Annotated in this window: 30 protein-coding genes; 29 read left to right on the top strand and 1 reads right to left on the bottom strand. The window is 60.2% G+C overall.

Translation table 11 applies throughout. The features are described 5' to 3' along the window. The first annotated feature begins 236 nt into the window (after nt 1-236). From rplJ to rpoC, 4 genes are all read left to right on the top strand, one after another. The gene (rplJ, locus tag QWJ46_RS21010; RefSeq protein WP_064801896.1) at nt 237-755 is read left to right on the top strand and encodes a 50S ribosomal protein L10; all 519 of its coding nucleotides are present in this window, start codon (nt 237-239) and stop codon (nt 753-755) included. A gap of 58 nt (nt 756-813) precedes the next feature. Beyond that, nucleotides 814-1,194 (top strand): 50S ribosomal protein L7/L12, encoded by a 381-nt coding sequence (gene rplL / locus QWJ46_RS21015; RefSeq protein WP_064801898.1) that lies wholly within the window; start codon nt 814-816, stop codon nt 1,192-1,194. Between the two features lie 259 nt (nt 1,195-1,453). Beyond that, the gene (gene rpoB, locus QWJ46_RS21020; RefSeq protein WP_302753526.1) at nt 1,454-5,593 is read left to right on the top strand and encodes a DNA-directed RNA polymerase subunit beta; all 4,140 of its coding nucleotides are present in this window, start codon (nt 1,454-1,456) and stop codon (nt 5,591-5,593) included. Between the two features lie 188 nt (nt 5,594-5,781). Beyond that, entirely contained in the window at nt 5,782-9,990 is a 4,209-nt protein-coding gene (gene rpoC / locus QWJ46_RS21025) for a DNA-directed RNA polymerase subunit beta' (protein ID WP_064801902.1), read from the top strand. A 100-nt stretch (nt 9,991-10,090) separates the two neighbouring features. Here the strand turns inward: rpoC and QWJ46_RS21030 are convergent, their stop codons facing one another. Next, nucleotides 10,091-10,384 (bottom strand): hypothetical protein, encoded by a 294-nt coding sequence (locus tag QWJ46_RS21030; protein ID WP_064801904.1) that lies wholly within the window; start codon nt 10,382-10,384, stop codon nt 10,091-10,093. Between the two features lie 496 nt (nt 10,385-10,880). On the opposite strand from QWJ46_RS21030, the gene rpsL reads away from it, so the two are divergent. The 25 genes from rpsL (at nt 10,881) to rplO (ending at nt 25,193) form a co-directional block, all read left to right on the top strand. After that, nucleotides 10,881-11,252: a 30S ribosomal protein S12 gene (gene rpsL / locus QWJ46_RS21035; protein WP_003547537.1), complete on the top strand. Its 372-nt coding sequence runs from the start codon at nt 10,881-10,883 to the stop codon at nt 11,250-11,252. A 78-nt stretch (nt 11,253-11,330) separates the two neighbouring features. Beyond that, the gene (gene rpsG, locus QWJ46_RS21040) at nt 11,331-11,801 is read left to right on the top strand and encodes a 30S ribosomal protein S7 (RefSeq protein ID WP_004669085.1); all 471 of its coding nucleotides are present in this window, start codon (nt 11,331-11,333) and stop codon (nt 11,799-11,801) included. A gap of 29 nt (nt 11,802-11,830) precedes the next feature. Next, complete coding sequence (gene fusA / locus QWJ46_RS21045) at nt 11,831-13,930, top strand: elongation factor G (protein ID WP_184452876.1); 2,100 nt, start codon at nt 11,831-11,833, stop codon at nt 13,928-13,930. Nucleotides 13,931-13,998: 68 nt separating this feature from the next. Beyond that, entirely contained in the window at nt 13,999-15,174 is a 1,176-nt protein-coding gene (gene tuf, locus QWJ46_RS21050; RefSeq protein ID WP_184452874.1) for an elongation factor Tu, read from the top strand. A 306-nt stretch (nt 15,175-15,480) separates the two neighbouring features. Then, on the top strand, nt 15,481-15,789 hold the full coding sequence (gene rpsJ, locus QWJ46_RS21055; protein ID WP_003547547.1) for a 30S ribosomal protein S10: 309 nt from the start codon (nt 15,481-15,483) through the stop codon (nt 15,787-15,789). A gap of 33 nt (nt 15,790-15,822) precedes the next feature. Beyond that, complete coding sequence (gene rplC / locus QWJ46_RS21060; RefSeq protein WP_008521348.1) at nt 15,823-16,464, top strand: 50S ribosomal protein L3; 642 nt, start codon at nt 15,823-15,825, stop codon at nt 16,462-16,464. 13 nt (nt 16,465-16,477) lie between these two features. Next, nucleotides 16,478-17,098: a 50S ribosomal protein L4 gene (gene rplD, locus QWJ46_RS21065; RefSeq protein WP_010028977.1), complete on the top strand. Its 621-nt coding sequence runs from the start codon at nt 16,478-16,480 to the stop codon at nt 17,096-17,098. Continuing rightward, complete coding sequence (locus tag QWJ46_RS21070) at nt 17,095-17,388, top strand: 50S ribosomal protein L23 (protein ID WP_003547550.1); 294 nt, start codon at nt 17,095-17,097, stop codon at nt 17,386-17,388. The genes rplD and QWJ46_RS21070 overlap by 4 nt, the downstream gene beginning before the upstream one ends. A gap of 11 nt (nt 17,389-17,399) precedes the next feature. Beyond that, nucleotides 17,400-18,236 carry a 50S ribosomal protein L2 gene (gene rplB / locus QWJ46_RS21075; protein WP_302753586.1) on the top strand — a complete coding sequence of 279 codons (837 nt, stop codon included), beginning with the start codon at nt 17,400-17,402 and terminating at the stop codon, nt 18,234-18,236. A 15-nt stretch (nt 18,237-18,251) separates the two neighbouring features. Then, nucleotides 18,252-18,530: a 30S ribosomal protein S19 gene (rpsS, locus tag QWJ46_RS21080; protein ID WP_007531666.1), complete on the top strand. Its 279-nt coding sequence runs from the start codon at nt 18,252-18,254 to the stop codon at nt 18,528-18,530. Nucleotides 18,531-18,532: 2 nt separating this feature from the next. Further along, nucleotides 18,533-18,922, top strand: coding sequence for a 50S ribosomal protein L22 (rplV, locus tag QWJ46_RS21085; protein ID WP_064801907.1), 390 nt, complete (start codon nt 18,533-18,535; stop codon nt 18,920-18,922). Beyond that, a complete protein-coding gene (gene rpsC, locus QWJ46_RS21090; RefSeq protein WP_003573793.1) occupies nt 18,922-19,656 on the top strand; it encodes a 30S ribosomal protein S3 in 735 nt (244 codons plus the stop codon). The genes rplV and rpsC overlap by 1 nt, the downstream gene beginning before the upstream one ends. 38 nt (nt 19,657-19,694) lie before the next feature. Beyond that, nucleotides 19,695-20,108: a 50S ribosomal protein L16 gene (gene rplP / locus QWJ46_RS21095; protein ID WP_003573792.1), complete on the top strand. Its 414-nt coding sequence runs from the start codon at nt 19,695-19,697 to the stop codon at nt 20,106-20,108. A gap of 12 nt (nt 20,109-20,120) precedes the next feature. Beyond that, nucleotides 20,121-20,321, top strand: coding sequence for a 50S ribosomal protein L29 (rpmC, locus tag QWJ46_RS21100; RefSeq protein ID WP_008521335.1), 201 nt, complete (start codon nt 20,121-20,123; stop codon nt 20,319-20,321). A 12-nt stretch (nt 20,322-20,333) separates the two neighbouring features. Beyond that, nucleotides 20,334-20,573, top strand: a complete 240-nt coding sequence (gene rpsQ, locus QWJ46_RS21105; RefSeq protein ID WP_302753595.1) for a 30S ribosomal protein S17 — start codon at nt 20,334-20,336, stop codon at nt 20,571-20,573. A 261-nt stretch (nt 20,574-20,834) separates the two neighbouring features. Beyond that, nucleotides 20,835-21,203, top strand: a complete 369-nt coding sequence (rplN, locus tag QWJ46_RS21110; protein WP_003573790.1) for a 50S ribosomal protein L14 — start codon at nt 20,835-20,837, stop codon at nt 21,201-21,203. 12 nt (nt 21,204-21,215) lie between these two features. Continuing rightward, nucleotides 21,216-21,524 (top strand): 50S ribosomal protein L24, encoded by a 309-nt coding sequence (gene rplX / locus QWJ46_RS21115; protein WP_004674929.1) that lies wholly within the window; start codon nt 21,216-21,218, stop codon nt 21,522-21,524. Next, nucleotides 21,517-22,074, top strand: a complete 558-nt coding sequence (rplE, locus tag QWJ46_RS21120) for a 50S ribosomal protein L5 (protein WP_011424985.1) — start codon at nt 21,517-21,519, stop codon at nt 22,072-22,074. The genes rplX and rplE overlap by 8 nt, the downstream gene beginning before the upstream one ends. A 32-nt stretch (nt 22,075-22,106) precedes the next feature. Next, nucleotides 22,107-22,412 carry a 30S ribosomal protein S14 gene (gene rpsN, locus QWJ46_RS21125; protein ID WP_018115514.1) on the top strand — a complete coding sequence of 102 codons (306 nt, stop codon included), beginning with the start codon at nt 22,107-22,109 and terminating at the stop codon, nt 22,410-22,412. A gap of 12 nt (nt 22,413-22,424) precedes the next feature. Then, a complete protein-coding gene (gene rpsH, locus QWJ46_RS21130) occupies nt 22,425-22,823 on the top strand; it encodes a 30S ribosomal protein S8 (RefSeq protein ID WP_004674934.1) in 399 nt (132 codons plus the stop codon). Between the two features lie 42 nt (nt 22,824-22,865). Next, nucleotides 22,866-23,399, top strand: a complete 534-nt coding sequence (gene rplF / locus QWJ46_RS21135) for a 50S ribosomal protein L6 (RefSeq protein WP_302753604.1) — start codon at nt 22,866-22,868, stop codon at nt 23,397-23,399. 12 nt (nt 23,400-23,411) lie between these two features. After that, the gene (rplR, locus tag QWJ46_RS21140) at nt 23,412-23,774 is read left to right on the top strand and encodes a 50S ribosomal protein L18 (protein ID WP_302753606.1); all 363 of its coding nucleotides are present in this window, start codon (nt 23,412-23,414) and stop codon (nt 23,772-23,774) included. 133 nt (nt 23,775-23,907) lie between these two features. Beyond that, entirely contained in the window at nt 23,908-24,477 is a 570-nt protein-coding gene (rpsE, locus tag QWJ46_RS21145; RefSeq protein WP_003573784.1) for a 30S ribosomal protein S5, read from the top strand. A 13-nt stretch (nt 24,478-24,490) separates the two neighbouring features. Then, nucleotides 24,491-24,700, top strand: coding sequence for a 50S ribosomal protein L30 (gene rpmD / locus QWJ46_RS21150; RefSeq protein ID WP_011424988.1), 210 nt, complete (start codon nt 24,491-24,493; stop codon nt 24,698-24,700). A gap of 16 nt (nt 24,701-24,716) precedes the next feature. After that, on the top strand, nt 24,717-25,193 hold the full coding sequence (gene rplO, locus QWJ46_RS21155) for a 50S ribosomal protein L15 (protein WP_064801911.1): 477 nt from the start codon (nt 24,717-24,719) through the stop codon (nt 25,191-25,193). Nucleotides 25,194-25,364: the final 171 nt, after the last annotated feature.

Below are 25,364 nucleotides of genomic sequence, written 5' to 3' on the forward strand. Positions count from 1 at the left end.
AGGTGGTTTTCCCTTAATCACTTCGCCTGCATGAGACGGGTAAGACCCGAATTGCATGAAGTTCACTTCTCGTAACTCGGTTCGAGCCTTGGATGCCTTGTGCCTCTTTAGCCTTAATTGGCGCGGGAGCGCGGGGGGACAGGATCCTCAAGCGTCGCTTGGGATCTCGCATGATCCCAGGAGGCAAAAGGCAACCCGGCGGGCCCGTTTTCGGTCCCGCCAACTGGAGATAGGCAGTGGAAAGAGCGGAAAAACGCGAATTCGTCACGGAACTGAACGAAGTCTTCAAGGCTTCGGGCTCAGTCGTCGTGGCCCACTATGCTGGTGCTACAGTCGCGCAGATGAACGATTTTCGTTCGAAGATGCGTGCAGCTGGCGGTACCGTCAAAGTCGCGAAGAACCGCCTGGCCAAAATTGCCCTTCAGGGTACGGAAGCGGAAGGGATTACCAATCTCTTCAAGGGTCAGACGCTGATTGCATACAGCACCGATCCGATCACCGCTCCGAAGGTCGTCATGGATTTCGCCAAGACCAACGACAAGATCGTTGTTCTGGGTGGCGCCATGGGAACAACCACGCTCAACGCCGATGCAGTCAAGTCGCTTGCGACCCTGCCTTCGCTCGATGAGCTGCGTGCGAAGCTGCTGGGCATGATCCAGACACCGGCTACCCGCATCGCTGGGGTTGTTGCAGCACCGGCAAGCCAGCTTGCCCGCGTGTTTGCGGCCTACGCCAAGAAGGACGAAGCCGCTTAAGGCGGTTTTTCGCTGTTTATAATCAACCGGTTCGAACCGAACAAAAGGAACTAGTAAAATGGCTGATCTCGCAAAGATCGTTGACGACCTCTCCTCGCTGACCGTTCTGGAAGCTGCAGAACTGTCGAAACTTCTCGAAGAAAAGTGGGGCGTTTCCGCTGCTGCTCCGGTAGCTGTTGCTGCCGCTGCTGGTGGTGCAGGCGCTGCTGCTCCGGCTGAAGAAGAAAAGACCGAGTTCGACGTCATCCTCACGGATGCCGGCGCCAACAAGATCAACGTCATCAAGGAAGTCCGCGCCATCACCGGCCTCGGCCTCAAGGAAGCCAAGGACCTCGTCGAAGGCGCTCCGAAGGCTGTCAAGGAAGCCGTTTCCAAGGCTGAAGCCGCTGACATCAAGAAGAAGCTTGAAGACGCAGGCGCAAAGGCCGACGTCAAGTAATCTTGAACTGCACGTGGGAGGCGGCATTTACTGCCTCCCATTTGCCGTTTTCCTGAACGAATTACCCAAAAGCCGCGTGAAAACGGCTTTTGGGTAATGGGTTCTTCAAGAGCATGGTCTCGAACCGAAGCGCCAAGGCAATCCGGCCTGGCTGTTTCGGGAGGTGGGACGAGGTTGAACTACTCATTGATCGGCGGGATCGACTGGCCATCGGTTCCCGTCCGTTGCAGGCCCGGATGCAATTTTTGAAGGAGCGACGATGGCTCAGACCCTTTCGTTCAATGGTCGCAGGCGCGTACGCAAGTTTTTTGGTAAGATCCCCGAAGTCGCAGAAATGCCGAACCTCATCGAGGTTCAGAAGGCGTCCTACGACCAGTTTCTGATGGTTGAAGAGCCGAAGGGCGGTCGCCCTGACGAAGGCCTTCAGGCCGTCTTCAAGTCCGTTTTCCCGATCACCGACTTCTCCGGCGCCTCGATGCTGGAGTTCGTGTCTTACGAATTCGAACCGCCGAAGTTCGACGTTGACGAGTGCCGCCAGCGCGACCTGACCTATGCCGCGCCGCTGAAGGTCACTCTCCGTCTCATCGTGTTCGATATCGACGAGGATACCGGCGCAAAGTCGATCAAGGACATCAAGGAACAGTCCGTGTACATGGGCGACATGCCGCTCATGACCAACAACGGCACGTTCATCGTCAATGGCACCGAGCGCGTCATCGTCTCGCAGATGCACCGTTCGCCGGGCGTCTTCTTCGACCATGACAAGGGCAAGAGCCATTCTTCCGGCAAGCTGCTCTTCGCCGCCCGCGTCATTCCCTATCGCGGCTCCTGGCTCGATATCGAATTCGACGCCAAGGACATCGTCTACGCTCGTATCGACCGCCGCCGTAAGATCCCCGTCACGTCGCTGCTGATGGCGCTCGGCATGGACGGCGAGGAAATCCTCGACACCTTCTACACGAAGTCGCTCTACAAGCGCGACGGCGAAGGCTGGCGCATTCCCTTCAAGCCGGAAACCCTGAAGGGCGCCAAGGCGATCACCGAGATGGTCGACGCCGATACCGGCGAAGTCGTCGTGGAAGCCGGCAAGAAGCTGACGCCGCGCCTGCTGCGCCAGCTCTCCGACAAGGGCCTGAAGGCGCTGAAGGCCGGCGACGACGACCTTTACGGCAACTACCTCGCCGAAGACATCGTCAACTACTCGACGGGTGAGATCTATCTCGAGGCCGGCGACGAAATCGACGAGAAGACGCTCGGCATCATCCTGTCGAACGGTTTCGACGAGATCCCGGTTCTCGGCATCGACCACATCAATGTCGGCGCCTATATCCGCAACACGCTTTCCGCTGACAAGAACGAGAACCGTCAGGACGCACTGTTCGACATCTATCGCGTCATGCGCCCGGGTGAACCGCCGACGATGGAATCGGCCGAAGCCATGTTCAACTCGCTGTTCTTCGATGCGGAGCGTTACGACCTCTCCGCCGTCGGCCGCGTCAAGATGAACATGCGCCTCGACCTCTCCGTCGAGGACACCGTTCGCATCCTGCGCAAGGACGACATCCTGGCCGTGGTCAAGATGCTGGTCGAGTTGCGCGACGGCAAGGGTGAGATCGACGACATCGACAACCTCGGCAACCGCCGCGTCCGCTCGGTCGGCGAGCTGATGGAGAACCAGTACCGTCTCGGCCTGCTCCGCATGGAGCGTGCGATCAAGGAACGCATGTCCTCGATCGAAATCGACACGGTCATGCCGCAGGACCTGATCAACGCCAAGCCGGCTGCCGCAGCCGTCCGCGAATTCTTCGGTTCCTCGCAGCTCTCGCAGTTCATGGACCAGGTCAACCCGCTCTCGGAAATCACCCACAAGCGCCGTCTTTCGGCCCTTGGTCCGGGCGGTCTGACCCGCGAGCGTGCCGGCTTCGAAGTTCGCGACGTGCATCCGACCCACTATGGCCGTATCTGCCCGATCGAAACGCCGGAAGGCCCGAACATCGGTCTGATCAACTCGCTTGCGACCTTTGCCCGCGTCAACAAATACGGCTTCATCGAAAGCCCGTACCGGCGCATCGTCGACGGCAAGGTGACGAACGACGTGCTCTACCTCTCCGCCATGGAAGAGGCCAAGTATTACGTCGCACAGGCCAACGCCGAGTTGAACGTTGACGGTTCCTTCGTCGACGAATTCGTCGTCTGCCGCCACGCGGGTGAAGTTATGCTCGCGCCCCGCGACAGCATGAACCTGATGGACGTTTCGCCGAAGCAGGTCGTTTCGGTCGCAGCGGCACTCATCCCGTTCCTGGAAAACGACGACGCCAACCGCGCCCTCATGGGCTCGAACATGCAGCGTCAGGCCGTGCCGCTGCTGCGTGCCGAAGCTCCGTTCGTCGGCACCGGAATGGAGCCGGTCGTCGCGCGTGACTCCGGTGCCGCCATCGGCGCCCGCCGCGGCGGCGTCGTCGACCAGGTCGACGCGACGCGTATCGTTATCCGCGCCACGGAAGACCTCGAAGCCGGCAAGTCCGGCGTCGATATCTACCGCCTGCAGAAGTTCCAACGTTCGAACCAGAACACCTGCGTCAACCAGCGTCCGCTGGTCACCGTCGGTGACGTCGTCAACCGCGGCGATATTCTCGCCGACGGCCCGTCGACCGATCTCGGCGACCTGGCGCTCGGCCGCAACGCGCTCGTCGCGTTCATGCCCTGGAACGGCTATAACTACGAAGACTCGATCCTGCTCTCCGAGCGCATCGTTGCCGACGACGTGTTCACCTCCATCCACATCGAGGAATTCGAAGTGATGGCGCGCGACACCAAACTCGGCCCGGAGGAAATCACCCGCGATATTCCGAACGTTTCGGAAGAAGCGCTGAAGAACCTCGACGAAGCCGGCATCGTCTACATCGGCGCCGAAGTTCAGCCGGGCGATATCCTCGTCGGCAAGATCACGCCGAAGGGCGAAAGCCCGATGACGCCGGAAGAAAAGCTTCTGCGCGCCATCTTCGGCGAAAAAGCCTCCGACGTGCGCGATACCTCCATGCGCATGCCGCCCGGCACCTACGGCACGATCGTTGAAGTTCGCGTCTTCAACCGCCATGGCGTAGAGAAGGACGAGCGCGCGATGGCGATCGAGCGCGAAGAGATCGAGCGGCTCGCCAAGGATCGCGACGACGAGCAGGCGATCCTCGACCGTAACGTCTACGGCCGTCTGATCGACATGCTGCGCGGCCAGGTCTCGATTGCCGGCCCGAAGGGCTTCAAGAAGGGCACCGAACTTTCGAACGCCGTCGTCTCCGAATATCCCCGCTCGCAGTGGTGGATGTTCGCCGTCGAGGACGAGAAGGTCCAGAGCGAACTCGAAGCCCTCCGCGGCCAGTACGACGAATCCAAGTCGCGCCTTGAACAGCGCTTCATGGACAAGGTCGAGAAGGTCCAGCGCGGCGATGAAATGCCTCCGGGCGTCATGAAGATGGTCAAGGTCTTCGTCGCCGTGAAGCGCAAGATCCAGCCGGGCGACAAGATGGCCGGCCGTCACGGGAACAAGGGCGTGGTCTCGCGCATTGTGCCTGTCGAGGACATGCCGTTCCTTGAAGACGGCACGCATGTCGACGTCGTTCTGAACCCGCTCGGCGTGCCTTCGCGCATGAACGTCGGCCAGATTCTGGAAACGCACCTGGGTTGGGCTTGCGCCGGCATGGGTCGCCAGATCGGCGAATTGATCGAAGCGTATAAGGCCAATGGCAACATCGAGCCGCTGCGCAAGACCATCGGCGATGTCGTTGGGGACGGTCCCAAGGCCGAACAGGTCCAGGACTTCGACGACGAGTCCGTCCTGCGTCTCGCCGACCAGTGGAAACGCGGCGTTTCGATCGCAACGCCGGTCTTCGACGGCGCCAATGAAGGTGACGTCAACGACATGCTGCGTCTGGCGGGTCTCAAGGACACCGGCCAGTCGACGCTCTATGACGGCCGTACTGGCGAGCAGTTCGACCGCCAGGTGACCGTGGGCTACATCTACATGCTGAAGCTCAACCACCTGGTCGATGACAAGATCCATGCCCGCTCGATCGGCCCTTACTCGCTCGTGACCCAGCAGCCGCTGGGCGGCAAGGCGCAGTTCGGCGGTCAGCGCTTCGGCGAAATGGAAGTCTGGGCGCTCGAAGCCTATGGCGCCGCCTATACGCTGCAGGAAATGCTGACGGTGAAGTCGGACGACGTCGCCGGCCGCACCAAGGTCTACGAAGCCATTGTCCGCGGAGACGACACGTTCGAAGCCGGTATTCCGGAAAGCTTCAACGTTCTCGTCAAGGAAATGCGCTCGCTGGGCCTCAGCGTCGAGCTCGAGAACACCAAGCTCGACGAAGCGCAGGCAGCTCAGCTGCCGGACGCGGCCGAGTAAACATTGATAGGGCGTGCGCTGCCAATGCGGCGCACGCCGGTCCCGCCGGGAGCCGCATCCGTGTCGGCCCGGAAGGGAAGTTTCGCCGCATCTTGCGGTTATTCTCGTTTAAGCGAGGGAGGCGGCTCCCGGGAATTGCCGCCGGCCATCGCATTTTGAGGGCGCTTTAGCCCATGAAGGAGACAGGCATGAACCAAGAGGTCATGAATCTTTTCAATCCGCAGGTGCCTGCACAGAATTTCGATTCCATTCGGATTTCGATCGCGTCTCCGGAGAAGATCCTCTCCTGGTCCTACGGTGAGATCAAGAAGCCGGAAACCATCAACTACCGTACGTTCAAGCCGGAACGCGACGGTCTGTTCTGCGCGCGCATCTTCGGCCCGATCAAGGACTACGAATGCTTGTGCGGCAAGTACAAGCGCATGAAGTACAAGGGCATCATCTGCGAAAAGTGCGGCGTCGAAGTCACGCTGTCGCGCGTTCGCCGTGAGCGCATGGGCCATATCGAGCTCGCTGCTCCCGTTGCCCACATCTGGTTCCTGAAGTCGCTGCCGTCGCGCATCTCGACACTGCTCGACATGACGCTGAAGGATGTCGAGCGCGTTCTCTACTTTGAAAACTACATCGTCACCGAGCCGGGCCTGACCGCTCTCAAGGAGCACCAGCTCCTCTCCGAAGAAGAGTACATGCTCGCCGTCGACGAATACGGCGAAGACCAGTTCACCGCGATGATCGGCGCTGAGGCGATCTACGAGATGCTGGCCTCGATGAACCTCGAAAAGATCGCCGGCGATCTGCGCTCCGAGCTTGCCGACACCACGTCGGATCTCAAGCAGAAGAAGCTGATGAAGCGCCTGAAGATCGTCGAGAACTTCATGGAGTCCGGCAACCGCCCGGAATGGATGATCATGAAGGTCGTTCCGGTCATCCCGCCGGATCTGCGCCCGCTCGTTCCGCTTGATGGCGGCCGTTTCGCGACGTCGGATCTGAACGATCTCTATCGCCGCGTCATCAACCGCAACAACCGTCTGAAGCGCCTCATCGAACTGCGCGCTCCGGGCATCATCATCCGCAACGAAAAGCGCATGCTGCAGGAATCTGTCGACGCGCTCTTCGATAACGGCCGCCGCGGCCGCGTCATCACCGGCGCCAACAAGCGTCCGCTAAAGTCGCTGTCCGACATGCTGAAGGGCAAGCAGGGACGCTTCCGTCAGAACCTGCTCGGCAAGCGCGTCGACTATTCCGGCCGTTCGGTCATCGTCACCGGTCCGGAACTGAAGCTGCATCAGTGCGGTCTTCCGAAGAAGATGGCGCTCGAACTCTTCAAGCCGTTCATCTATGCCCGCCTCGACGCCAAGGGTTACTCCTCGACCGTCAAGCAGGCCAAGAAGCTGGTCGAGAAGGAAAAGCCGGAGGTCTGGGATATCCTCGACGAGGTCATCCGCGAACATCCGGTTCTCCTGAACCGCGCACCGACGCTGCACCGCCTGGGCATCCAGGCCTTCGAACCCACCCTGGTCGAAGGCAAGGCCATCCAGCTGCACCCGCTCGTCTGCACGGCCTTCAACGCCGACTTCGACGGCGACCAGATGGCTGTTCACGTGCCGCTGTCGCTCGAAGCCCAGCTCGAAGCCCGCGTGCTGATGATGTCGACCAACAACATCCTGCACCCGGCAAACGGGGCGCCGATCATCGTTCCCTCGCAGGACATGGTTCTCGGCCTGTACTATCTGTCGATTCTGAACCAGAACGAGCCGGGCGAAGGTATGGCCTTCTCCGATCTCGGCGAGCTGCATCACGCGCTGGAAAACAAGGTCGTGACGCTGCACACCAAGATCCGCGGCCGCTTCAAGTCGATCGGCGAGGATGGCAAGCCCTACTCGAAGATCTATGAGACGACGCCCGGCCGTCTGCTCATCGGCGAACTGCTGCCGAAGAACGGCAAGGTGCCCTTCGACATCTGCAACCAGGAAATGACCAAGAAGAACATCTCCAAGATGATCGACACGGTCTACCGCCATTGCGGCCAGAAGGACACGGTCATCTTCTGCGACCGCATCATGCAGCTCGGCTTCGCCCATGCCTGCCGTGCCGGCATTTCGTTCGGCAAGGACGACATGGTCATTCCGGACACGAAGGCCAAGATCGTCAACGACACCGAAAATCTGGTGAAGGAATACGAGCAGCAGTACAATGACGGCCTCATCACCCAGGGCGAAAAGTACAACAAGGTTGTCGACGCCTGGGGCAAGGCGACCGAAAAGGTCGCCGAAGAGATGATGGCGCGCATCAAGGCGGTCGAATTCGACGAGAACACCGGCCGTCAGAAGCCGATGAACTCGATCTACATGATGAGCCACTCCGGCGCCCGCGGTTCTCCGAACCAGATGCGCCAGCTGGGCGGCATGCGCGGCCTGATGGCCAAGCCGTCGGGCGAAATCATCGAGACGCCGATCATCTCGAACTTCAAGGAAGGCCTGACCGTCAACGAGTACTTCAACTCGACGCACGGCGCCCGTAAGGGACTGGCAGACACCGCCTTGAAGACTGCAAACTCCGGTTACCTGACCCGCCGTCTCGTCGACGTCGCGCAGGATTGCATCGTCACGCACGTCGATTGCGGCACCGAAACCGGCCTGACCATGACCGCCATCGTCGATGCCGGCCAGGTCGTCGCCTCGCTCGGCGCCCGTATTCTCGGCCGCACGGCGCTCGACGACATCGATCATCCGGTGACGGGTGAGCGCATCGTCGATGCCGGCAAGATGATCCTCGAGCCCGATGTCATCGAAATCGAAAAGGCCGGTATCCAGTCGATCCGCATCCGCTCGGCGCTGACCTGCGAAATCCAGACGGGCGTCTGCTCGGTCTGCTACGGCCGCGACCTCGCGCGCGGTACGCCGGTCAACATGGGCGAAGCCGTCGGTGTCATCGCCGCTCAGTCGATCGGCGAGCCGGGAACCCAGCTCACCATGCGTACCTTCCACCTTGGCGGTACGGCAACCGTGGTCGACCAGTCGTTCCTGGAAGCCTCGTATGAAGGTACGGTGCAGATCAAGAACCGCAACGTGCTGCGCAACTCCGAAGGCAGCCTCGTTGCTATGGGCCGCAACATGACCGTCCAGATCCTGGACGAGCGTGGCGTCGAGCGCTCTTCGCAGCGTGTCGCCTACGGTTCTAAGCTGCATGTGGACGAAGGTGACAAGGTCAAGCGCGGCCAGCGTCTGGCGGAGTGGGATCCTTACACCCGTCCGATGATGACGGAAGTCGCCGGTACCGTTCAGTTCGAAGACCTCGTCGATGGTCTCTCGGTTCTGGAAGCGACCGACGAATCCACCGGCATCACCAAGCGTCAGGTCATCGACTGGCGTTCGACCCCGCGCGGCTCGGATCTCAAGCCGGCGATCGTCATCAAGGACGCCAGCGGCAATGTCGCGAAGCTGTCGCGTGGTGGTGACGCCCGCTTCCTGCTCTCCGTCGACGCCATCCTGTCGGTCGAGCCGGGCACGAAGGTCTCCCAGGGTGACGTTCTCGCCCGTTCGCCGCTCGAAAGCGCCAAGACCAAGGACATCACCGGCGGTCTGCCGCGTGTTGCCGAACTGTTCGAAGCTCGCCGTCCGAAGGATCACGCCATCATCGCAGAGATCGATGGTACGATCCGCCTCGGCCGCGACTACAAGAACAAGCGTCGCGTCATCATCGAGCCGGCGGAAGACGGTGTCGAGCCTGTCGAATACCTGATCCCGAAGGGCAAGCCCTTCCACCTTCAGGACGGCGACTATATCGAAAAGGGTGACTATATCCTCGACGGTAACCCGGCTCCGCACGACATCCTGGCGATCAAGGGCGTGGAGGCTCTTGCTTCCTATCTCGTCAACGAAATCCAGGAAGTCTACCGCCTGCAGGGCGTCGTCATCAACGACAAGCACATCGAGGTGATCGTCCGTCAGATGCTGCAGAAGGTGGAGATCACCGATGCCGGCGACTCGACCTACATCGTCGGCGACAACGTCGACCGGATCGAGCTGGAGGACGTCAACGACCACCTGATCGAACAGGGCAAGAAGCCCGCCAGCGGCGAGCCGGTTCTTCTCGGCATCACCAAGGCGTCGCTGCAGACCCCGTCCTTCATCTCGGCCGCGTCCTTCCAGGAAACGACCAAGGTGCTGACGGAAGCTGCAATCGCCGGCAAGACCGACGGTCTGCAGGGTCTGAAGGAAAACGTCATCGTCGGCCGCCTCATTCCGGCTGGCACCGGCGGCACCATGACCCAGATCCGCCGCATCGCCACGTCGCGCGACGAGCTCATCCTCGAAGAGCGCCGCAAAGGCACTGGTGCAGCCGTTGCCACCCCGATGCTGCAGGACATGGCCGAAAACGCCCCGGCTGCGGAATAATCCGCAGCTGAGGTCCACGAATTGAAAAACCGCCCGGAGCGATCCGGGCGGTTTTCGTTTGTGCTAGTCTTTGATTGATAGGGGAGGGAAGGCGTTCCCGTCAGTTGAACCGGATGATCGCGACCTCGCCATCGACCGCGCCCTGGTAGGCCGAGGCGTGCGGCTCTTCCGCCGGAATTTCGGTCAGCATGCCGATCTGGTCGAGATCGGCCTCGATGAAACCCTCCTCGGCAAGAGCGTTCAGGGCTTCGCGCACGGCGGTGTCGTCATCGGGCGCCTGCAGCAGGATGTGCAGGTCGATGCCTTCGCTGGCCTCGGACTCATAGCCTTTGCCGATGATGATGAAGATCATCGGCCCGTCGAAATTATTGTCGTTATCAGGTGTCGTGATCATCGCCTGTCCTCGGTTCCTGGAGATTCGCTTTGTCGAATCCGCTGAGAGGACCTAACGCCGCAATTGCTGATTCCTTAACTGCTTTTGCTGCAAGGCCCAAGTTTTTATCTTGGCGCACGTCCCTGAATGCGTCTAGAAGGATGAAAACAGGGCGTTCGGCCCGCATATCAAGGTGATGCGGCCAAGTTTATTTCTTAACCGGCCTTGACGGGAAGGGTGGAAACCAGTAGTACCCGGCCCATCAGATCCCATGTGAGGCTTGGCTGTTCGGGGCGACGCGCCCTGAAATTCACCTCAAACAAGGTTCTAAACGCACGTTGAAGTCATGATGCTGCACGCATGACGCAGTATTTTATGCGTCCTCTGCTCCTTGTGGTCCATCTGCGGAAGCGGATCGGGCCATATTTTGCGCATTGACGGAAAGCATGCGTCATTGCCGGAGACGGCGTGAGTTCAAGCCCGCAAGGGTACTGAGATAAACGTAAGGGATGGTTGAATGCCTACCGTAAACCAGCTGATCCGCAAGCCTCGCCAGGCGAACGTAAAGCGTAATAAGGTTCCCGCTCTCCAGGAGAACCCGCAGAAGCGCGGCGTTTGCACGCGCGTCTACACGACCACGCCGAAGAAGCCGAACTCGGCTCTGCGTAAGGTCGCAAAGATCCGCCTGACCAACGGCTTCGAAGTCATTGGTTACATCCCCGGCGAAGGTCACAACCTTCAGGAACACTCCGTCGTCATGATCCGCGGCGGCCGCGTCAAGGACCTTCCGGGTGTCCGTTATCACATCATCCGCGGCGTTCTCGATACCCAGGGTGTCAAGAACCGCAAGCAGCGTCGCTCCAAGTACGGTGCGAAGCGTCCGAAGTAATTCGGATTTTGAGTAATCCGGCGCTGCGCGAGGTCCTCCGCGTGATGAAGCGCCTTAACGGTTGAAGAGACGAAAAGTATGTCCAGACGTCATAAAGCAGAAAAGCGCGAGATCAATCCGGATCCGAAGTTCGGTGACCTCGTCGTGACCAAGTTCATGAATGCCATCATGCTCGATGGTAAGAAGTCCGTTGCTGAAAACATCGTCTACGGTGCGTTCGACGCCGTCCAGGGCAAGTCGAAGCAGGAGCCGCTTTCGGTTTTCCATTCTGCGCTCGACAACATTGCCCCGCACGTTGAAGTCCGCTCGCGCCGCGTCGGTGGTGCGACCTATCAGGTTCCGGTCGACGTCCGTCCGGAGCGCCGCCAGGCTCTCGCCATTCGCTGGCTGATTGCCGCTGCCCGCAAGCGCAACGAAACCACCATGATCGACCGTCTGTCCGGCGAACTGCTCGATGCGTCCAACAACCGCGGCTCCGCCGTCAAGAAGCGCGAAGACACGCACAAGATGGCTGACGCCAACCGCGCGTTCTCGCACTATCGCTGGTAATTCCGAACGGTATCGAAAGGCAGTCCACAATGGCTCGCGAATATAAGATCGAAGACTACCGCAATTTCGGTATCATGGCGCATATCGACGCCGGCAAGACCACGACCACCGAGCGTATCCTTTATTACACCGGCAAGTCGCACAAGATCGGCGAAGTCCACGACGGCGCAGCCACCATGGACTGGATGGAGCAGGAGCAGGAGCGTGGCATCACGATCACGTCCGCTGCCACCACGACCTTCTGGAAGGGCCGTGACGGCAAGATGCGCCGCTTCAACATCATCGACACTCCCGGCCACGTCGACTTCACCATCGAAGTCGAGCGTTCGCTGCGCGTTCTCGACGGCGCCATCGCGCTGCTCGACGCCAACGCCGGCGTGGAGCCGCAGACGGAAACCGTCTGGCGTCAGGCCGAGAAGTACAATGTTCCGCGGATGATCTTCTGCAACAAGATGGACAAGACGGGTGCGGACTTCTATCGCTCGGTCGAGATGATCAAGACCCGTCTCGGCGCAACGGCTGTCGTCATGCAGCTGCCGATCGGTGCGGAAACCGAATTCAAGGGCGTTATCGACCTCGTCGAAATGAACGCCCTGATCTGGCGTGACGAATCGCTCGGCGCCCAGTGGGACGTCGTCGAGATCCCGGAAGATCTGAAGGCCAAGGCTGAAGAATATCGCGAAAAGCTGATCGAGACCGTTGTCGAGATCGACGAAGCTGCGATGGAAGCCTACCTCGAAGGCAACATGCCCGACAACGATAAGATCCGCGAACTCGTTCGCCGCGGCACCATCGACGTCAAGTTCCATCCGATGTTCTGCGGCACTGCCTTCAAGAACAAGGGTGTGCAGCCGCTGCTCGACGCCGTCGTCGATTACCTGCCGTCGCCGCTCGACATTCCGGCGATCAAGGGCATCGACTTCAAGACCGAAGCCGACATCGAGCGTCATGCAGACGACGCCGAGCCGCTGTCGATGCTGGCGTTCAAGATCATGAACGATCCGTTCGTCGGTTCGCTCACCTTCGCACGCATCTACTCCGGCAAGCTCGAAAAGGGCTCTTCGGTTCTGAACACGGTCAAGGACAAGCGCGAGCGCGTCGGCCGCATGCTGCAGATGCACTCCAACTCGCGTGAAGACATCGAAGAAGCCTTTGCAGGCGACATCGTTGCTCTCGCCGGCCTCAAGGAAACCACCACCGGCGATACGCTCTGCGATCCGCTGAAGCCGGTTATCCTCGAGCGCATGGAATTCCCCGAGCCGGTCATCCAGATCGCCATCGAGCCGAAGTCCAAGGGCGACCAGGAAAAGATGGGCCTCGCGCTCAACCGCCTGGCAGCTGAAGACCCGTCCTTCCGCGTGAAGACGGACCAGGAATCCGGCCAGACGATCATTGCCGGCATGGGCGAACTGCATCTCGACATCATCGTTGACCGCATGCGCCGCGAGTTCAAGGTCGAAGCAAACGTCGGTGCGCCGCAGGTTGCTTACCGCGAAACCATCACGCGCCAGACCGAAGAAGACTACACGCACAAGAAGCAGACCGGTGGTACCGGCCAGTTCGCGCGCGTCAAGATCATCTTCGAACCGAACCCGGAAGGCGAAGACTTCAAGTTCGAATCCAAGATCGTCGGCGGCTCTGTTCCGAAGGAATACATCCCGGGCGTTCAGAAGGGCATCGAAAGCGTCCTGTCCTCCGGTCCGCTGGCTGGCTTCCCGATGCTCGGCGTCAAGGCGACGCTCATCGACGGCGCCTTCCACGACGTCGACTCCTCGGTCCTGGCGTTCGAAATCGCTTCCCGCGCTTGCTTCCGTGAAGCAGCGAAGAAGGCCGGCGCTCAGCTCCTCGAGCCGATGATGAAGGTCGAAGTCGTCACCCCGGAAGATTACGTCGGCGACGTTATCGGCGACCTCAACTCCCGCCGTGGCCAGATCCAGGGTCAGGAAAGCCGTGGCATCGCGGTTGTCATCAGCGCCAACGTTCCGCTGGCCAACATGTTTAAGTACGTCGACAACCTGCGTTCCATGTCGCAGGGCCGCGCTCAGTACACGATGACCTTCGACCACTACGCGCCGGTCCCGTCGAACGTCGCAACCGAAATCCAGGCAAAGTATTCCGGTCAGAAGTGACCGGAATACCAATTGACCGATAACAAGAATTAGCTCCCCTCGGGGACTAGCAAAACGGAGAGCCGAAAATGGCAAAGAGTAAGTTTGAGCGCAACAAGCCGCACGTCAACATTGGCACGATCGGCCACGTTGACCACGGCAAGACGTCTCTGACGGCAGCGATCACGAAGTACTTCGGTGAGTTCAAGGCGTACGACCAGATCGACGCGGCTCCGGAAGAGAAGGCGCGCGGCATCACGATCTCGACGGCGCACGTTGAGTATGAGACGCCGAACCGCCACTATGCGCACGTCGACTGCCCCGGCCACGCCGACTACGTCAAGAACATGATCACCGGTGCGGCGCAGATGGACGGCGCGATCCTGGTTTGCTCGGCTGCTGACGGCCCGATGCCGCAGACGCGCGAACACATCCTGCTCGCCCGCCAGGTCGGCGTTCCGGCGATCGTTGTGTTCCTGAACAAGGTCGACCAGGTTGACGACGCCGAGCTTCTCGAGCTGGTTGAGCTCGAAGTTCGCGAACTTCTGTCGTCCTACGACTTCCCGGGCGACGACATTCCGGTCGTCAAGGGTTCGGCGCTTGCCGCTCTTGAAGATTCCGACAAGAAGATCGGCGAAGACGCCATCCGCGAACTGATGGCAGCGGTCGACGCCTACATCCCGACGCCTGAGCGTCCGGTTGACCAGCCGTTCCTGATGCCGATCGAAGACGTGTTCTCGATCTCGGGCCGTGGTACGGTCGTGACCGGCCGTGTCGAGCGTGGCATCGTCAAGGTTGGTGAAGAAGTCGAGATCGTCGGCATCCGTCCGACCTCGAAGACGACGGTGACCGGCGTTGAAATGTTCCGCAAGCTGCTCGACCAGGGCCAGGCTGGCGACAACATCGGCGCGCTGATCCGCGGTGTGAACCGTGACGGCGTCGAGCGTGGTCAGATCCTGTGCAAGCCGGGCTCGGTCAAGCCGCACAAGAAGTTCAAGGCAGAAGCCTACATCCTGACGAAGGAAGAGGGCGGCCGTCATACGCCGTTCTTCACCAACTACCGTCCGCAGTTCTACTTCCGCACGACGGACGTTACCGGCATCGTGACGCTTCCGGAAGGCACGGAAATGGTCATGCCGGGCGACAACGTCACGGTCGACGTCGAGCTGATCGTTCCGATCGCGATGGAAGAAAAGCTGCGCTTCGCCATCCGCGAAGGCGGCCGCACCGTCGGCGCCGGTATCGTCGCTTCGATCGTCGAGTAATTCCTTCGGCCACTCCGGTGGGGTGGCCGATTCGATGACAATATTATGATACAGGCGGCGCAAGCCGCTTGCTTATTACAAAGAAATGTAGCAAATGGCGCGCGAGCGCGATTTGCGCGCCGCTTTGGATGACGAAGCGGTGACTGAACAAGCAAATAAGGTGGGCTAGAAGGCCCTGAAGACTGGATAGGGACGCCGGCATCGGCGCCCTCTCGATCTTTGAAACCGGTGGTCCGCCTTAGGAAGAAAGAACAACCCGTGTCTTGTTGAGAGACATGCGGAAAACAAACACAAGGATAACGTCGAATGAACGGCCAAAATATCCGCATTCGCCTGAAGGCGTTCGATCACCGGATTCTCGATGCTTCCACGCGCGAGATCGTGTCGACGGCGAAGCGCACCGGTGCAAGCGTCCGGGGCCCCGTTCCGCTTCCGACCCGTATCGAGAAGTTTACGGTCAACCGGTCCCCGCACATCGACAAGAAGAGCCGCGAACAGTTCGAGATGCGCACGCATAAGCGCCTGCTCGACATCGTAGACCCGACCCCGCAGACGGTAGACGCGCTGATGAAGCTTGATCTCGCCGCCGGTGTCGATGTTGAGATCAAGCTCTGAGCTTGCTCGAGCTGAGTTGGAAGGATTGAACCGATGCGTTCAGGTGTGATTGCACAAAAGGTGGGAATGACCCGCGTCTACAACGACGCCGGTGAGCATGTCCCGGTAACGGTACTGCGTATGGACGGCTGCCAGGTCGTTGCCACGCGCACTGTCGAAAAGAATGGCTATACCGCAGTTCAGCTCGGTGCCGGCCAGGCGAAGGTAAAGAACACGTCGAAGGCGATGCGTGGCAATTTTGCCGTCGCCAACGTCGAGCCGAAGGCCAAGCTGCAGGAGTTCCGTGTTTCGGAAGACAACCTGCTCGAGATCGGCACGGAGCTCAAGGCGGGTCACTTTGCAGCCGGTCAGCTCGTCGACGTGACGGGCACGACCATCGGTAAGGGTTTTGCCGGCGCCATGAAGCGCCACGGTTTCGGCGGTTTGCGCGCCACGCACGGTGTGTCGGTTTCGCACCGCTCGCACGGTTCGACCGGCTCGCGCCAGGATCCGGGCAAGGTTTTCAAAAACAAGAAGATGGCTGGTCACATGGGCCAGACGCGCGTCACGACGCAGAACCTGGAAGTGGTTTCGACCGACGAAGATCGCGGTCTGATCCTGATCAAGGGTGCTGTTCCCGGTTCCAAGGGTGCCTGGATCATCGTGCGCGACGCCGTCAAGTCGGCCGCGAAGTAAGGGAGCCAGATCAATGGAATTGAACGTCAAGACCCTCGAGGGAAAAGACGCCGGGAAGGTCTCCCTTTCGGACGAGATTTTCGGCCTCGAGCCCCGCGAAGACATTCTCGCCCGCGTTATTCGCTGGCAGCTTGCCAAGAAGCAGCAGGGCACGCACAAGGCAAAGGGCCGCGCTGAAGTTTCGCGCACCGGTGCCAAGATGTACAAGCAGAAGGGTACGGGCCGCGCTCGTCACCATTCGGCTCGCGCTCCGCAGTTCCGCGGCGGCGGCAAGGCCCATGGCCCGGTCGTTCGCAGCCACGAGCACGACCTTCCGAAGAAGGTTCGCGCACTCGGCCTTCGCCATGCCCTTTCGGCCAAGATCAAGGCTGATGACGTCATCGTCATCGACAACCTTGTCGCAGCTGAAGCCAAGACCAAGGCTCTCGCGTCCGTTTTCGAGACGCTCGGCCTGACCAACGCCCTCTTCATCGGCGGCGCAGAGCTCGACGGCAACTTCAAGCTCGCAGCGCAGAACATCCCGAACATCGATGTTCTGCCGATTCAGGGCATCAACGTTTACGACATCGTGCGCCGCGGCAAGCTCGTGCTTTCCAAGGCTGCGGTTGAAGCGCTAGAGGAGCGATTCAAGTGACCGATCTTCGCCACTACGATGTGATCGTCTCTCCGGCGATCACCGAAAAGTCCACGCTGGTATCCGAAAACAACCAGGTTGTTTTCAATGTCGCCAAGCAGGCGACAAAGCCGGAAATCAAGGCTGCTGTCGAGGCGCTGTTCGGCGTCAAGGTCACGGCCGTCAACACTCTGCTGCGCAAGGGCAAAACCAAGCGGTTTCGCGGTTTCGTCGGCAAGCAGAAGGACGTGAAGAAGGCTGTCGTGACGCTGGCTGAAGGCCAGACGATCGACGTCTCCACCGGTCTCTGAGGAATAAAAAAATGGCATTGAAAACATTCAATCCGACGACCCCGAGCCAGCGTCAGCTGGTCATCGTGGACCGCTCCTCGCTCTACAAGGGCAAGCCGGTCAAGGCGCTGACGGAAGGTCTGACCAAGAGCGGCGGTCGTAACAACCTCGGCCGCATCACGGCTCGCTTCATCGGTGGCGGTCATAAGCGCAGCTACCGACTGGTCGACTTCAAGCGTCGCAAGTTCGATGTCGAAGGCACGGTCGAACGTATCGAATACGATCCGAACCGCACGGCTTTCATCGCGCTGGTGAGCTATTCGGATGGCGAGCAGGCCTACATCATCGCTCCGCAGCGTCTCGCTGCCGGCGACAAGGTCATCGCTTCGGAAAAGGCTGTCGACGTCAAGCCCGGCAACACCATGCCGCTGCAGTACATCCCGGTCGGCTCCATCATCCACAATGTGGAAATGAAGCCGGGCAAGGGCGGTCAGATCGCTCGTTCCGCCGGTTCCTATGCACAGCTCGTCGGCCGTGACCAGGGCATGGCGATCCTTCGCCTGAACTCCGGCGAACAGCGCCTCGTCAGCGGCGTCTGCCTCGCTTCGATCGGCGCCGTGTCCAACCCGGACCACGCCAACATCAACGACGGCAAGGCCGGTCGTACCGTCTGGCGCGGCAAGCGTCCGCATAACCGCGGTGTCGTCATGAACCCGGTCGACCATCCGCACGGCGGTGGTGAAGGCCGCACCTCCGGTGGTCGCCATCCGGTGACACCGTGGGGCAAGCCGACCAAGGGCAAGCGCACCCGGTCGAACAAGTCGACCGATAAGATGATCATGCGCTCGCGTCATCAGCGCAAGAAGTAAGAGAGGAAGTCTCCAATGGCTCGTTCAGTATGGAAAGGTCCGTTCGTTGACGGCTATCTTCTCAAGAAGGCTGAGAAGGTTCGTGAAGGCGGACGTGCAGAAGTGATCAAGATCTGGAGCCGTCGCTCCACGATCCTGCCGCAGTTCGTCGGTCTTACCTTCGGCGTCTACAACGGTAGCAAACATGTCCCGGTCAGCGTCAATGAAGACATGGTCGGTCACAAATTCGGTGAATTCTCTCCGACCCGCACCTACTACGGTCACGGCGCGGACAAGAAGGCGAAGAGGAAGTAACAATGGGCAAGGCAAAAGCCGAACGCCGGCTGAAGGACAACGAGGCGCAAGCAGTCGCCCGCACGCTCCGCGTCAGCCCCCAGAAGCTCAACCTGGTTGCCGCGGCCATCCGCGGCAAGAAGGTCGAGCGTGCACTCGCTGAGCTGGAGTTCTCCCGCAAGCGCATCGCGGGCGCCGTCAGGAAGACGCTCGAATCCGCGATCGCCAACGCCGAGAACAACCACGATCTCGACGTCGACGCACTTGTCGTCGCCGAGGCCTATGTGGGCAAGTCGATCGTCATGAAGCGTTTCCACGCTCGTGGCCGCGGTCGTGCGTCGCGCATCGAAAAGCCCTTCGCGCACCTGACGATCGTCGTTCGTGAAGTGCAGGCAGCAGAGGAGGCCGCATAATGGGTCAGAAAATCAATCCGATCGGTTTCCGTCTCGGCATCAACCGTACCTGGGATAGCCGCTGGTTTGCGGACAATGCCGAGTACGGCCAGCTGCTGCACGAAGACCTGAAGATGCGCAAGTTCGTCATGAGCGAACTGAAGCAGGCAGGCATCTCGAAGGTGGTCATCGAGCGTCCGCACAAGAAGTGCCGCGTCACGATCCACTCGGCCCGTCCGGGCCTGATCATCGGCCGTAAGGGCGCCGACATCGACAAGCTCCGCAAGAAGCTGTCTGATATGACGAATTCGGAAACGCACCTCAACATCGTCGAAGTGCGCAAGCCCGAAGTCGACGCGACGCTGGTCGCTCAGTCGATCGCCCAGCAGCTCGAGCGCCGCGTGGCTTTCCGCCGCGCCATGAAGCGCGCCGTTCAGTCGGCAATGCGTCTTGGCGCCGAAGGCATCAAGATCACCTGCGCCGGCCGTCTCGGCGGTGCTGAAATCGCCCGTACTGAATGGTACCGTGAAGGTCGCGTGCCGCTGCACACGCTGCGCGCCGACATCGATTACGGCACGGCAGAAGCCGAAACCGCATTCGGTATCTGCGGCATCAAGGTCTGGATCTTCAAGGGCGAAATCCTTGAACACGATCCGATGGCTTCCGAACGTCGCGCGCTGGAAGGCGACGCACAGGGTCCGGCAAGCCGCGAACGCGACCGTGGCGATCGTCGCCGCGAACGCGACAACGCGTAATTAGCGCTGGCGAAAGATAAGCTCGGAGAAGTAAGAAAATGTTGCAGCCAAAGCGTACTAAGTACCGCAAGCAGTTCAAGGGCCGCATCAAGGGCGTCGCCAAGGGCGGTTCTGACCTGGCATTCGGCGAATTCGGCCTGAAGGCTCAGGAGCCCAACCGCGTCAACGCACGCGAGATCGAAGCGGCCCGCCGCGCGATCACGCGTTACATGAAGCGCGCCGGCCGTGTATGGATCCGCGTGTTCCCGGACGTTCCGGTAACCGCAAAGCCGACCGAAGTCCGCATGGGTAAAGGTAAGGGCTCCGTTGAGTACTGGGCATGCAAGGTCAAGCCCGGTCGTATGATGTTCGAGATCGACGGCGTCAGCGAAGAGATCGCCCGCGAGGCGCTTCGCCTCGGCTCTGCCAAGCTCTCGGTCAAGACGCGCTTCGTACAGCGCATTGCAGAGTAAGGGATTGAGCTCATGAAAGCCTCAGACGTTCGCGCGCTCAGCGCCGACCAACTCAAGGACGAGCTTGCCAAGCTGAAGAAGGAGCAGTTCAACCTGCGCTTCCAGAAGGCGACCGGCCAGCTCGAAAAGTCCTCGCGCATCAACGAAGTCCGCAAGGACATCGCCCGCGTCAAAACCATTGCCCGCCAGAAGGCGGCAGAAGTTAAGGCCTAAAGGAAGAAAAACATGCCGAAGCGCATCCTGCAGGGCGTCGTCGTTGGCGACAAGAACGAGAAGACGGTAGTGGTTCGTGTTGAGCGTCGATTCGCTCACCCGCTGCTCCAGAAGACCGTTCGTCGTTCCAAGAAGTACAAGGCCCACGACGAAAACAACCAGTACAAGATCGGCGATACCGTATCCATCGAGGAATGCGCGCCGATCTCCAAGGACAAGCGCTGGACGGTGATTACCGCCCAGGGCAAGTAACAGAATTTTGTGCGAGGCCTTGCGTCTCGCCGAAATATCTGTATGAAGCAGCGTCAGAACGCTCGAATGCCGGGCGTTCTTTTGCTTTGAGCGCACGGAAGGTCCCGTTCGGGAAACCACCCTGGCACGATCGACCCCGCGCTATTCAGCTATGCCGTGTTTTTGCCTGCCGTTACGGCAGGCTGGCCGGCGAACATTTTCATAAGCCGGGGTAGGGGGCTTAGGCCCAACCATTCCGGTAAACCAAGAAGGCGACCTGATATGATTCAGATGCAAACAAACCTCGACGTCGCGGATAATTCCGGCGCACGTCGTGTCATGTGCATCAAGGTGCTGGGCGGCTCGAAGCGCAAGTATGCCTCGATCGGCGACGTCATCGTCGTTTCGATCAAGGAAGCGATCCCGCGCGGCCGCGTGAAGAAGGGTGACGTGATGAAGGCGGTTGTCGTTCGCACCGCCAAGGACATCCGTCGTCCGGATGGCTCGGTCATCCGCTTCGACACCAACGCAGCAGTCCTCATCGACAACAAGAAAGAGCCGATCGGCACCCGTATCTTCGGACCGGTTCCGCGCGAACTTCGCGCCAAGAACCACATGAAGATCATCTCGCTGGCTCCCGAAGTACTGTAAGGAGCGGAAGCGATGCAAAAGATTCGTAAAGGCGACAAGGTCGTCATGCTCGCTGGCAAGGACAAGGGCCGCACCGGCGAAGTCGTTCAGGTCATGCCGAAGGAAGATCGTGCCGTCGTCCGTGGCGTCAACGTCGTAAAGCGCCACCAGCGCCAGACGCAGACCCAGGAAGCCGGCATCATCAACAAGGAAGCCCCGGTTCACCTGTCCAACATTGCAATCGTCGACAAGGACGGCAAGCCGACCCGCGTCGGTTTCAAGGTCGTTGACGGCAAGAAGGTCCGCGTGGCCAAGCGTTCTGGAGAAGTGATCGATGGCTGAGGCAAAATACGAGCCGCGGCTCAAGAAGGAATATGTCGAGCGCATCCGCAAGGCGATGCAGGAGAAGTTCTCCTACGCCAACGAGATGATGATCCCGAAGCTCGACAAGATCGTGATCAACATGGGCGTCGGTGAAGCGACCGCTGACTCGAAGAAGCCGACGGTTGCTGCCGCCGACCTCGCAGCGATCGCCGGTCAGAAGCCGGTCATCACCCGCGCACGCAACTCTATCGCAGGCTTCAAGGTCCGCGAAAACATGCCGATCGGCGCAAAGGTCACCCTGCGCGGCGCCCGCATGTACGAGTTCCTGGATCGCCTGGTCAACATCGCGCTCCCGCGCGTTCGCGACTTCCGCGGCCTGAACCCGAAGAGCTTTGACGGCCGTGGCAACTTCGCCATGGGCATCAAGGAGCACATTGTGTTCCCTGAAATCAACTACGACAAGGTTGATCAGATGTGGGGCATGGACATCATCGTTTGCACGACGGCGACGACCGACGACGAAGCACGGACTCTCCTGAAGGAGTTCAGCTTCCCGTTCCGTCAATAACCGTAACGACGAGCGTAGAAAAGGAACCTGACATGGCGAAGACAAGCGCAGTTGAAAAGAACAAGCGCCGCCGTAATACGGTCGCCAACCAGGCCGCAAAGCGGGCTGCGTTGAAGGCGATTATCATGAACCAGGCTCTTCCGATCGAAGAGCGGTTCAAGGCCTCGATCAAGCTGGCATCCCTGCCGCGCGATGGATCGAAGACCCGCATTCGCAACCGTTGCGAAGTATCGGGCCGTCCGCGCGCATACTACCGCAAACTGCGCATGTCGCGTATCGCGCTGCGTGAACTCGGCAATCTCGGCAAGGTGCCGGGCATCGTCAAGTCGAGCTGGTAAGGAGCAGGTTAGATGACAATGACTGATCCGTTGGGCGATATGCTCACCCGTATCCGCAACGGCGCTTCCCGCCGCAAGTCGTCGGTTTCGACGCCTGCGTCCAAGCTCCGTGCGCGTGTTCTCGATGTCCTGCAGTCCGAAGGCTACATCCGTGGCTATTCCGTTGTCGATTTCGGCAATGGCAAGTCGGAGCTCAACATCGAGCTGAAGTACTATGAAGGCGCATCGGTGATCCGTGAGATCGGCCGTGTGTCGAAGCCGGGCCGCCGGGTTTATGTCTCGGTCAAGTCCATTCCGCAGGTCGCGAACGGCCTCGGCATCACCATTCTTTCGACTCCGAAGGGTGTGATGGCCGATCACCAGGCTCGCGAACAGAACGTTGGTGGCGAGGTTCTTTGCTCGGTCTTCTAAGATCGGGCAGGGATCTCCATAGCGAACAGACAGGATTGAAACATGTCTCGTATCGGTAAGAAGCCCGTTCAGGTGCCTGCTGGGATTACGGCTACGGTCGAAGGCCAGAAGGTCACTGCAAAGGGCCCGAAGGGCGAGCTGTTTTTCGTTGCTAACGACGAAATCAGCCTCAAGCTCGAAAACAACGCGGTCGTCGTGACGCCCGTAAACCAGACCAAGGATGCACGTTCGAAGTGGGGCATGTCCCGCACGATGATCGAAGGCATCTTCAAGGGCGTCAAGGACGGCTTCGAGCGCAAGCTCGAAATCAACGGCGTCGGTTACCGCGCCGCCATGCAGGGCAAGAACCTGCAGCTGGCCCTCGGTTTCAGCCACGACGTGGTCTATGAACCGCCGGTCGGCATCTCGATCGCTGTTCCGAAGCCGACTGAAATCATCGTCAGCGGCATAAACAAGCAGCAGGTCGGTCAGGTTGCCGCCGAAATCCGCGAATATCGCGGTCCCGAGCCGTACAAGGGCAAGGGCGTCAAGTATGCCGACGAGCGGATCGTCCGCAAAGAAGGCAAGAAGAAGTAAGGATCACGCGAAATGGCTAGCAGGAAAGAAGCACTTGCACGTCGTGCCAACCGCGTGCGCCGTCATCTCAAGTCGGTGGCCAATGGCCGTCCGCGCCTGTCGGTTCATCGCTCCTCGAAGAACATCTATGCTCAGATCATCGATGATGTGGCCGGCAAGACGCTTGCGTCCGCCTCCACCCTCGACAAGGATCTGCGCGGTTCTCTGAAGACCGGTGCCGATACCGCCGCCGCCGCCGCCGTAGGCAAGCTCGTCGCCGAGCGCGCCTCCAAGGCCGGTGTTACGGACGTCGTATTCGACCGTGGCGCCTTCATCTATCACGGCCGCATCAAGGCTCTCGCCGAAGCGGCCCGCGAAGGCGGTCTGACCTTCTGATCAGTTTCCGGCCGGCGCTGTCGCTCCGGCCGGAGTTTCGCCGGACCGCAGGCACTCCCCGGCAAGAAGGGGAGGCTGATGCGGTCCACATTCATTTGCCGATTGCACCCGGAAAAGAAAAAGGAAGAGGACAATGGCACAGGAAAGAAGGCCGCAGCGGGAAGACCGCCAGAGCCGTGAAGAGCGCGATAGCGAATTCGTCGACAAGCTGGTCGCGATCAACCGCGTCGCCAAGGTCGTCAAGGGCGGCCGTCGTTTTGGTTTCGCAGCACTCGTCGTCGTCGGCGACCAGAAGGGCCGCGTCGGCTTCGGCCATGGCAAGGCGCGCGAAGTGCCGGAAGCCATCCGCAAGGCAACCGAAGCCGCCAAGCGCGAGCTGATCTTCGTACCGCTGCGTGACGGCCGTACGCTGCATCACGACGTCCACGGCCGCCACGGCGCCGGCAAGGTTCTGCTGCGCTCCGCCAAGGTCGGTACCGGCATCATCGCCGGCGGTCCGATGCGCGCCGTATTCGAAACGCTCGGCATGCACGACGTCGTCGCCAAGTCGACCGGTTCGTCGAACCCCTACAACATGGTTCGCGCCACCTTCGACGCTCTGAAGCACCAGGTTCACCCGAAGGACATCGCAGCTCAGCGCGGCATCAAGTATGCAACGCTGCAGGCTCGTCGTAGCGCCTCCGGCAACGCCTCTGAAGAATAAGAGGAGCTGACCAATGGCCAAGGCTACCAAGAAGGCTGAAGCGAAGACTGTGACGATCGAACAGATCGGCAGCCCGATTCGCCGTCCGGACGTCCAGCAGCGCACGCTGATCGGTCTCGGACTGAACAAGATGCACCGTCGCCGCACGCTGGAGGATACTCCTTCCGTTCGCGGCATGATCCGTGCTGTCCAGCATCTCGTTCGCATCGTCGACGAGAAGTGAGACGGAGGAAACGCTCATGAAACTCAATGAAATCAAGGACAACGAAGGCTCGACCCACAGCCGCAAGCGCCTCGGCCGCGGTATCGGTTCGGGCTCCGGCAAGACGGCTGGTCGCGGTGTCAAGGGTCAGAAGTCCCGTTCCGGCGTCGCCATCAACGGCTTCGAAGGCGGCCAGATGCCGATCTATCGTCGCCTGCCGAAGCGCGGCTTCAACAACATTTTCGCTTCCGATTTTGTTGTCGTGTCGCTCGGCCGCATTCAGGCTGCGATCGACGCCGGCAAGCTCGATGCCAAGGCGACTGTTGACGCAGCTGCCCTGAAGGCTGCCGGCGTTATCCGCCGCGCCAAGGATGGCGTTCGCGTTCTCGCCGACGGCGAGCTCAAGGCCAAGATCACCATCGTCGTCGCAGGCGCTTCCAAGCCCGCCGTCGAGAAGATCGAAAAGGCCGGCGGCACAGTGACGCTGCTTTCGGCTCCGGCTGCAGCAGAATAATATCTGATGATATATCGCCCGGGGTGCTTCACACCGGGCGATTTTGCTCCCATATGTGGGCCTCACAAAAACTTGGCTGGCGCGCCCGCGTCATGCCGGTAAGACTGGAAAACAAGGGTGAGGCATGGGGTTGCGCTGCAATCCGTCCAAAGCCCGGTTTTGAATTATTTT

The organism is Rhizobium sp. CBN3, from assembly GCF_030518245.1.
In the GTDB taxonomy this organism is placed as follows: domain Bacteria; phylum Pseudomonadota; class Alphaproteobacteria; order Rhizobiales; family Rhizobiaceae; genus Rhizobium; species Rhizobium aethiopicum_A.

Coding starts and splice junctions, on each gene's coding strand:
- rplE (WP_011424985.1), top strand. CDS start 21,517: ATGGCTGAGGCAAAATACGAGCCGCGGCTCAAGAAGGAATATGTCGAG.
- rplX (WP_004674929.1), top strand. CDS start 21,216: ATGCAAAAGATTCGTAAAGGCGACAAGGTCGTCATGCTCGCTGGCAAG.
- rplB (WP_302753586.1), top strand. CDS start 17,400: ATGGCATTGAAAACATTCAATCCGACGACCCCGAGCCAGCGTCAGCTG.
- rplO (WP_064801911.1), top strand. CDS start 24,717: ATGAAACTCAATGAAATCAAGGACAACGAAGGCTCGACCCACAGCCGC.
- rplC (WP_008521348.1), top strand. CDS start 15,823: ATGCGTTCAGGTGTGATTGCACAAAAGGTGGGAATGACCCGCGTCTAC.
- rpsC (WP_003573793.1), top strand. CDS start 18,922: ATGGGTCAGAAAATCAATCCGATCGGTTTCCGTCTCGGCATCAACCGT.
- rplN (WP_003573790.1), top strand. CDS start 20,835: ATGATTCAGATGCAAACAAACCTCGACGTCGCGGATAATTCCGGCGCA.
- rpsE (WP_003573784.1), top strand. CDS start 23,908: ATGGCACAGGAAAGAAGGCCGCAGCGGGAAGACCGCCAGAGCCGTGAA.
- tuf (WP_184452874.1), top strand. CDS start 13,999: ATGGCAAAGAGTAAGTTTGAGCGCAACAAGCCGCACGTCAACATTGGC.
- rpsQ (WP_302753595.1), top strand. CDS start 20,334: ATGCCGAAGCGCATCCTGCAGGGCGTCGTCGTTGGCGACAAGAACGAG.
- rpoC (WP_064801902.1), top strand. CDS start 5,782: ATGAACCAAGAGGTCATGAATCTTTTCAATCCGCAGGTGCCTGCACAG.
- fusA (WP_184452876.1), top strand. CDS start 11,831: ATGGCTCGCGAATATAAGATCGAAGACTACCGCAATTTCGGTATCATG.
- rplV (WP_064801907.1), top strand. CDS start 18,533: ATGGGCAAGGCAAAAGCCGAACGCCGGCTGAAGGACAACGAGGCGCAA.
- QWJ46_RS21030 (WP_064801904.1), bottom strand. CDS start 10,384: ATGATCACGACACCTGATAACGACAATAATTTCGACGGGCCGATGATC.
- rpmD (WP_011424988.1), top strand. CDS start 24,491: ATGGCCAAGGCTACCAAGAAGGCTGAAGCGAAGACTGTGACGATCGAA.
- rpsG (WP_004669085.1), top strand. CDS start 11,331: ATGTCCAGACGTCATAAAGCAGAAAAGCGCGAGATCAATCCGGATCCG.
- rplL (WP_064801898.1), top strand. CDS start 814: ATGGCTGATCTCGCAAAGATCGTTGACGACCTCTCCTCGCTGACCGTT.
- rplF (WP_302753604.1), top strand. CDS start 22,866: ATGTCTCGTATCGGTAAGAAGCCCGTTCAGGTGCCTGCTGGGATTACG.
- rplD (WP_010028977.1), top strand. CDS start 16,478: ATGGAATTGAACGTCAAGACCCTCGAGGGAAAAGACGCCGGGAAGGTC.
- rpsH (WP_004674934.1), top strand. CDS start 22,425: ATGACAATGACTGATCCGTTGGGCGATATGCTCACCCGTATCCGCAAC.
- rpoB (WP_302753526.1), top strand. CDS start 1,454: ATGGCTCAGACCCTTTCGTTCAATGGTCGCAGGCGCGTACGCAAGTTT.
- rpmC (WP_008521335.1), top strand. CDS start 20,121: ATGAAAGCCTCAGACGTTCGCGCGCTCAGCGCCGACCAACTCAAGGAC.
- rpsS (WP_007531666.1), top strand. CDS start 18,252: ATGGCTCGTTCAGTATGGAAAGGTCCGTTCGTTGACGGCTATCTTCTC.
- rpsJ (WP_003547547.1), top strand. CDS start 15,481: ATGAACGGCCAAAATATCCGCATTCGCCTGAAGGCGTTCGATCACCGG.
- rpsN (WP_018115514.1), top strand. CDS start 22,107: ATGGCGAAGACAAGCGCAGTTGAAAAGAACAAGCGCCGCCGTAATACG.
- rplP (WP_003573792.1), top strand. CDS start 19,695: ATGTTGCAGCCAAAGCGTACTAAGTACCGCAAGCAGTTCAAGGGCCGC.
- rpsL (WP_003547537.1), top strand. CDS start 10,881: ATGCCTACCGTAAACCAGCTGATCCGCAAGCCTCGCCAGGCGAACGTA.
- rplR (WP_302753606.1), top strand. CDS start 23,412: ATGGCTAGCAGGAAAGAAGCACTTGCACGTCGTGCCAACCGCGTGCGC.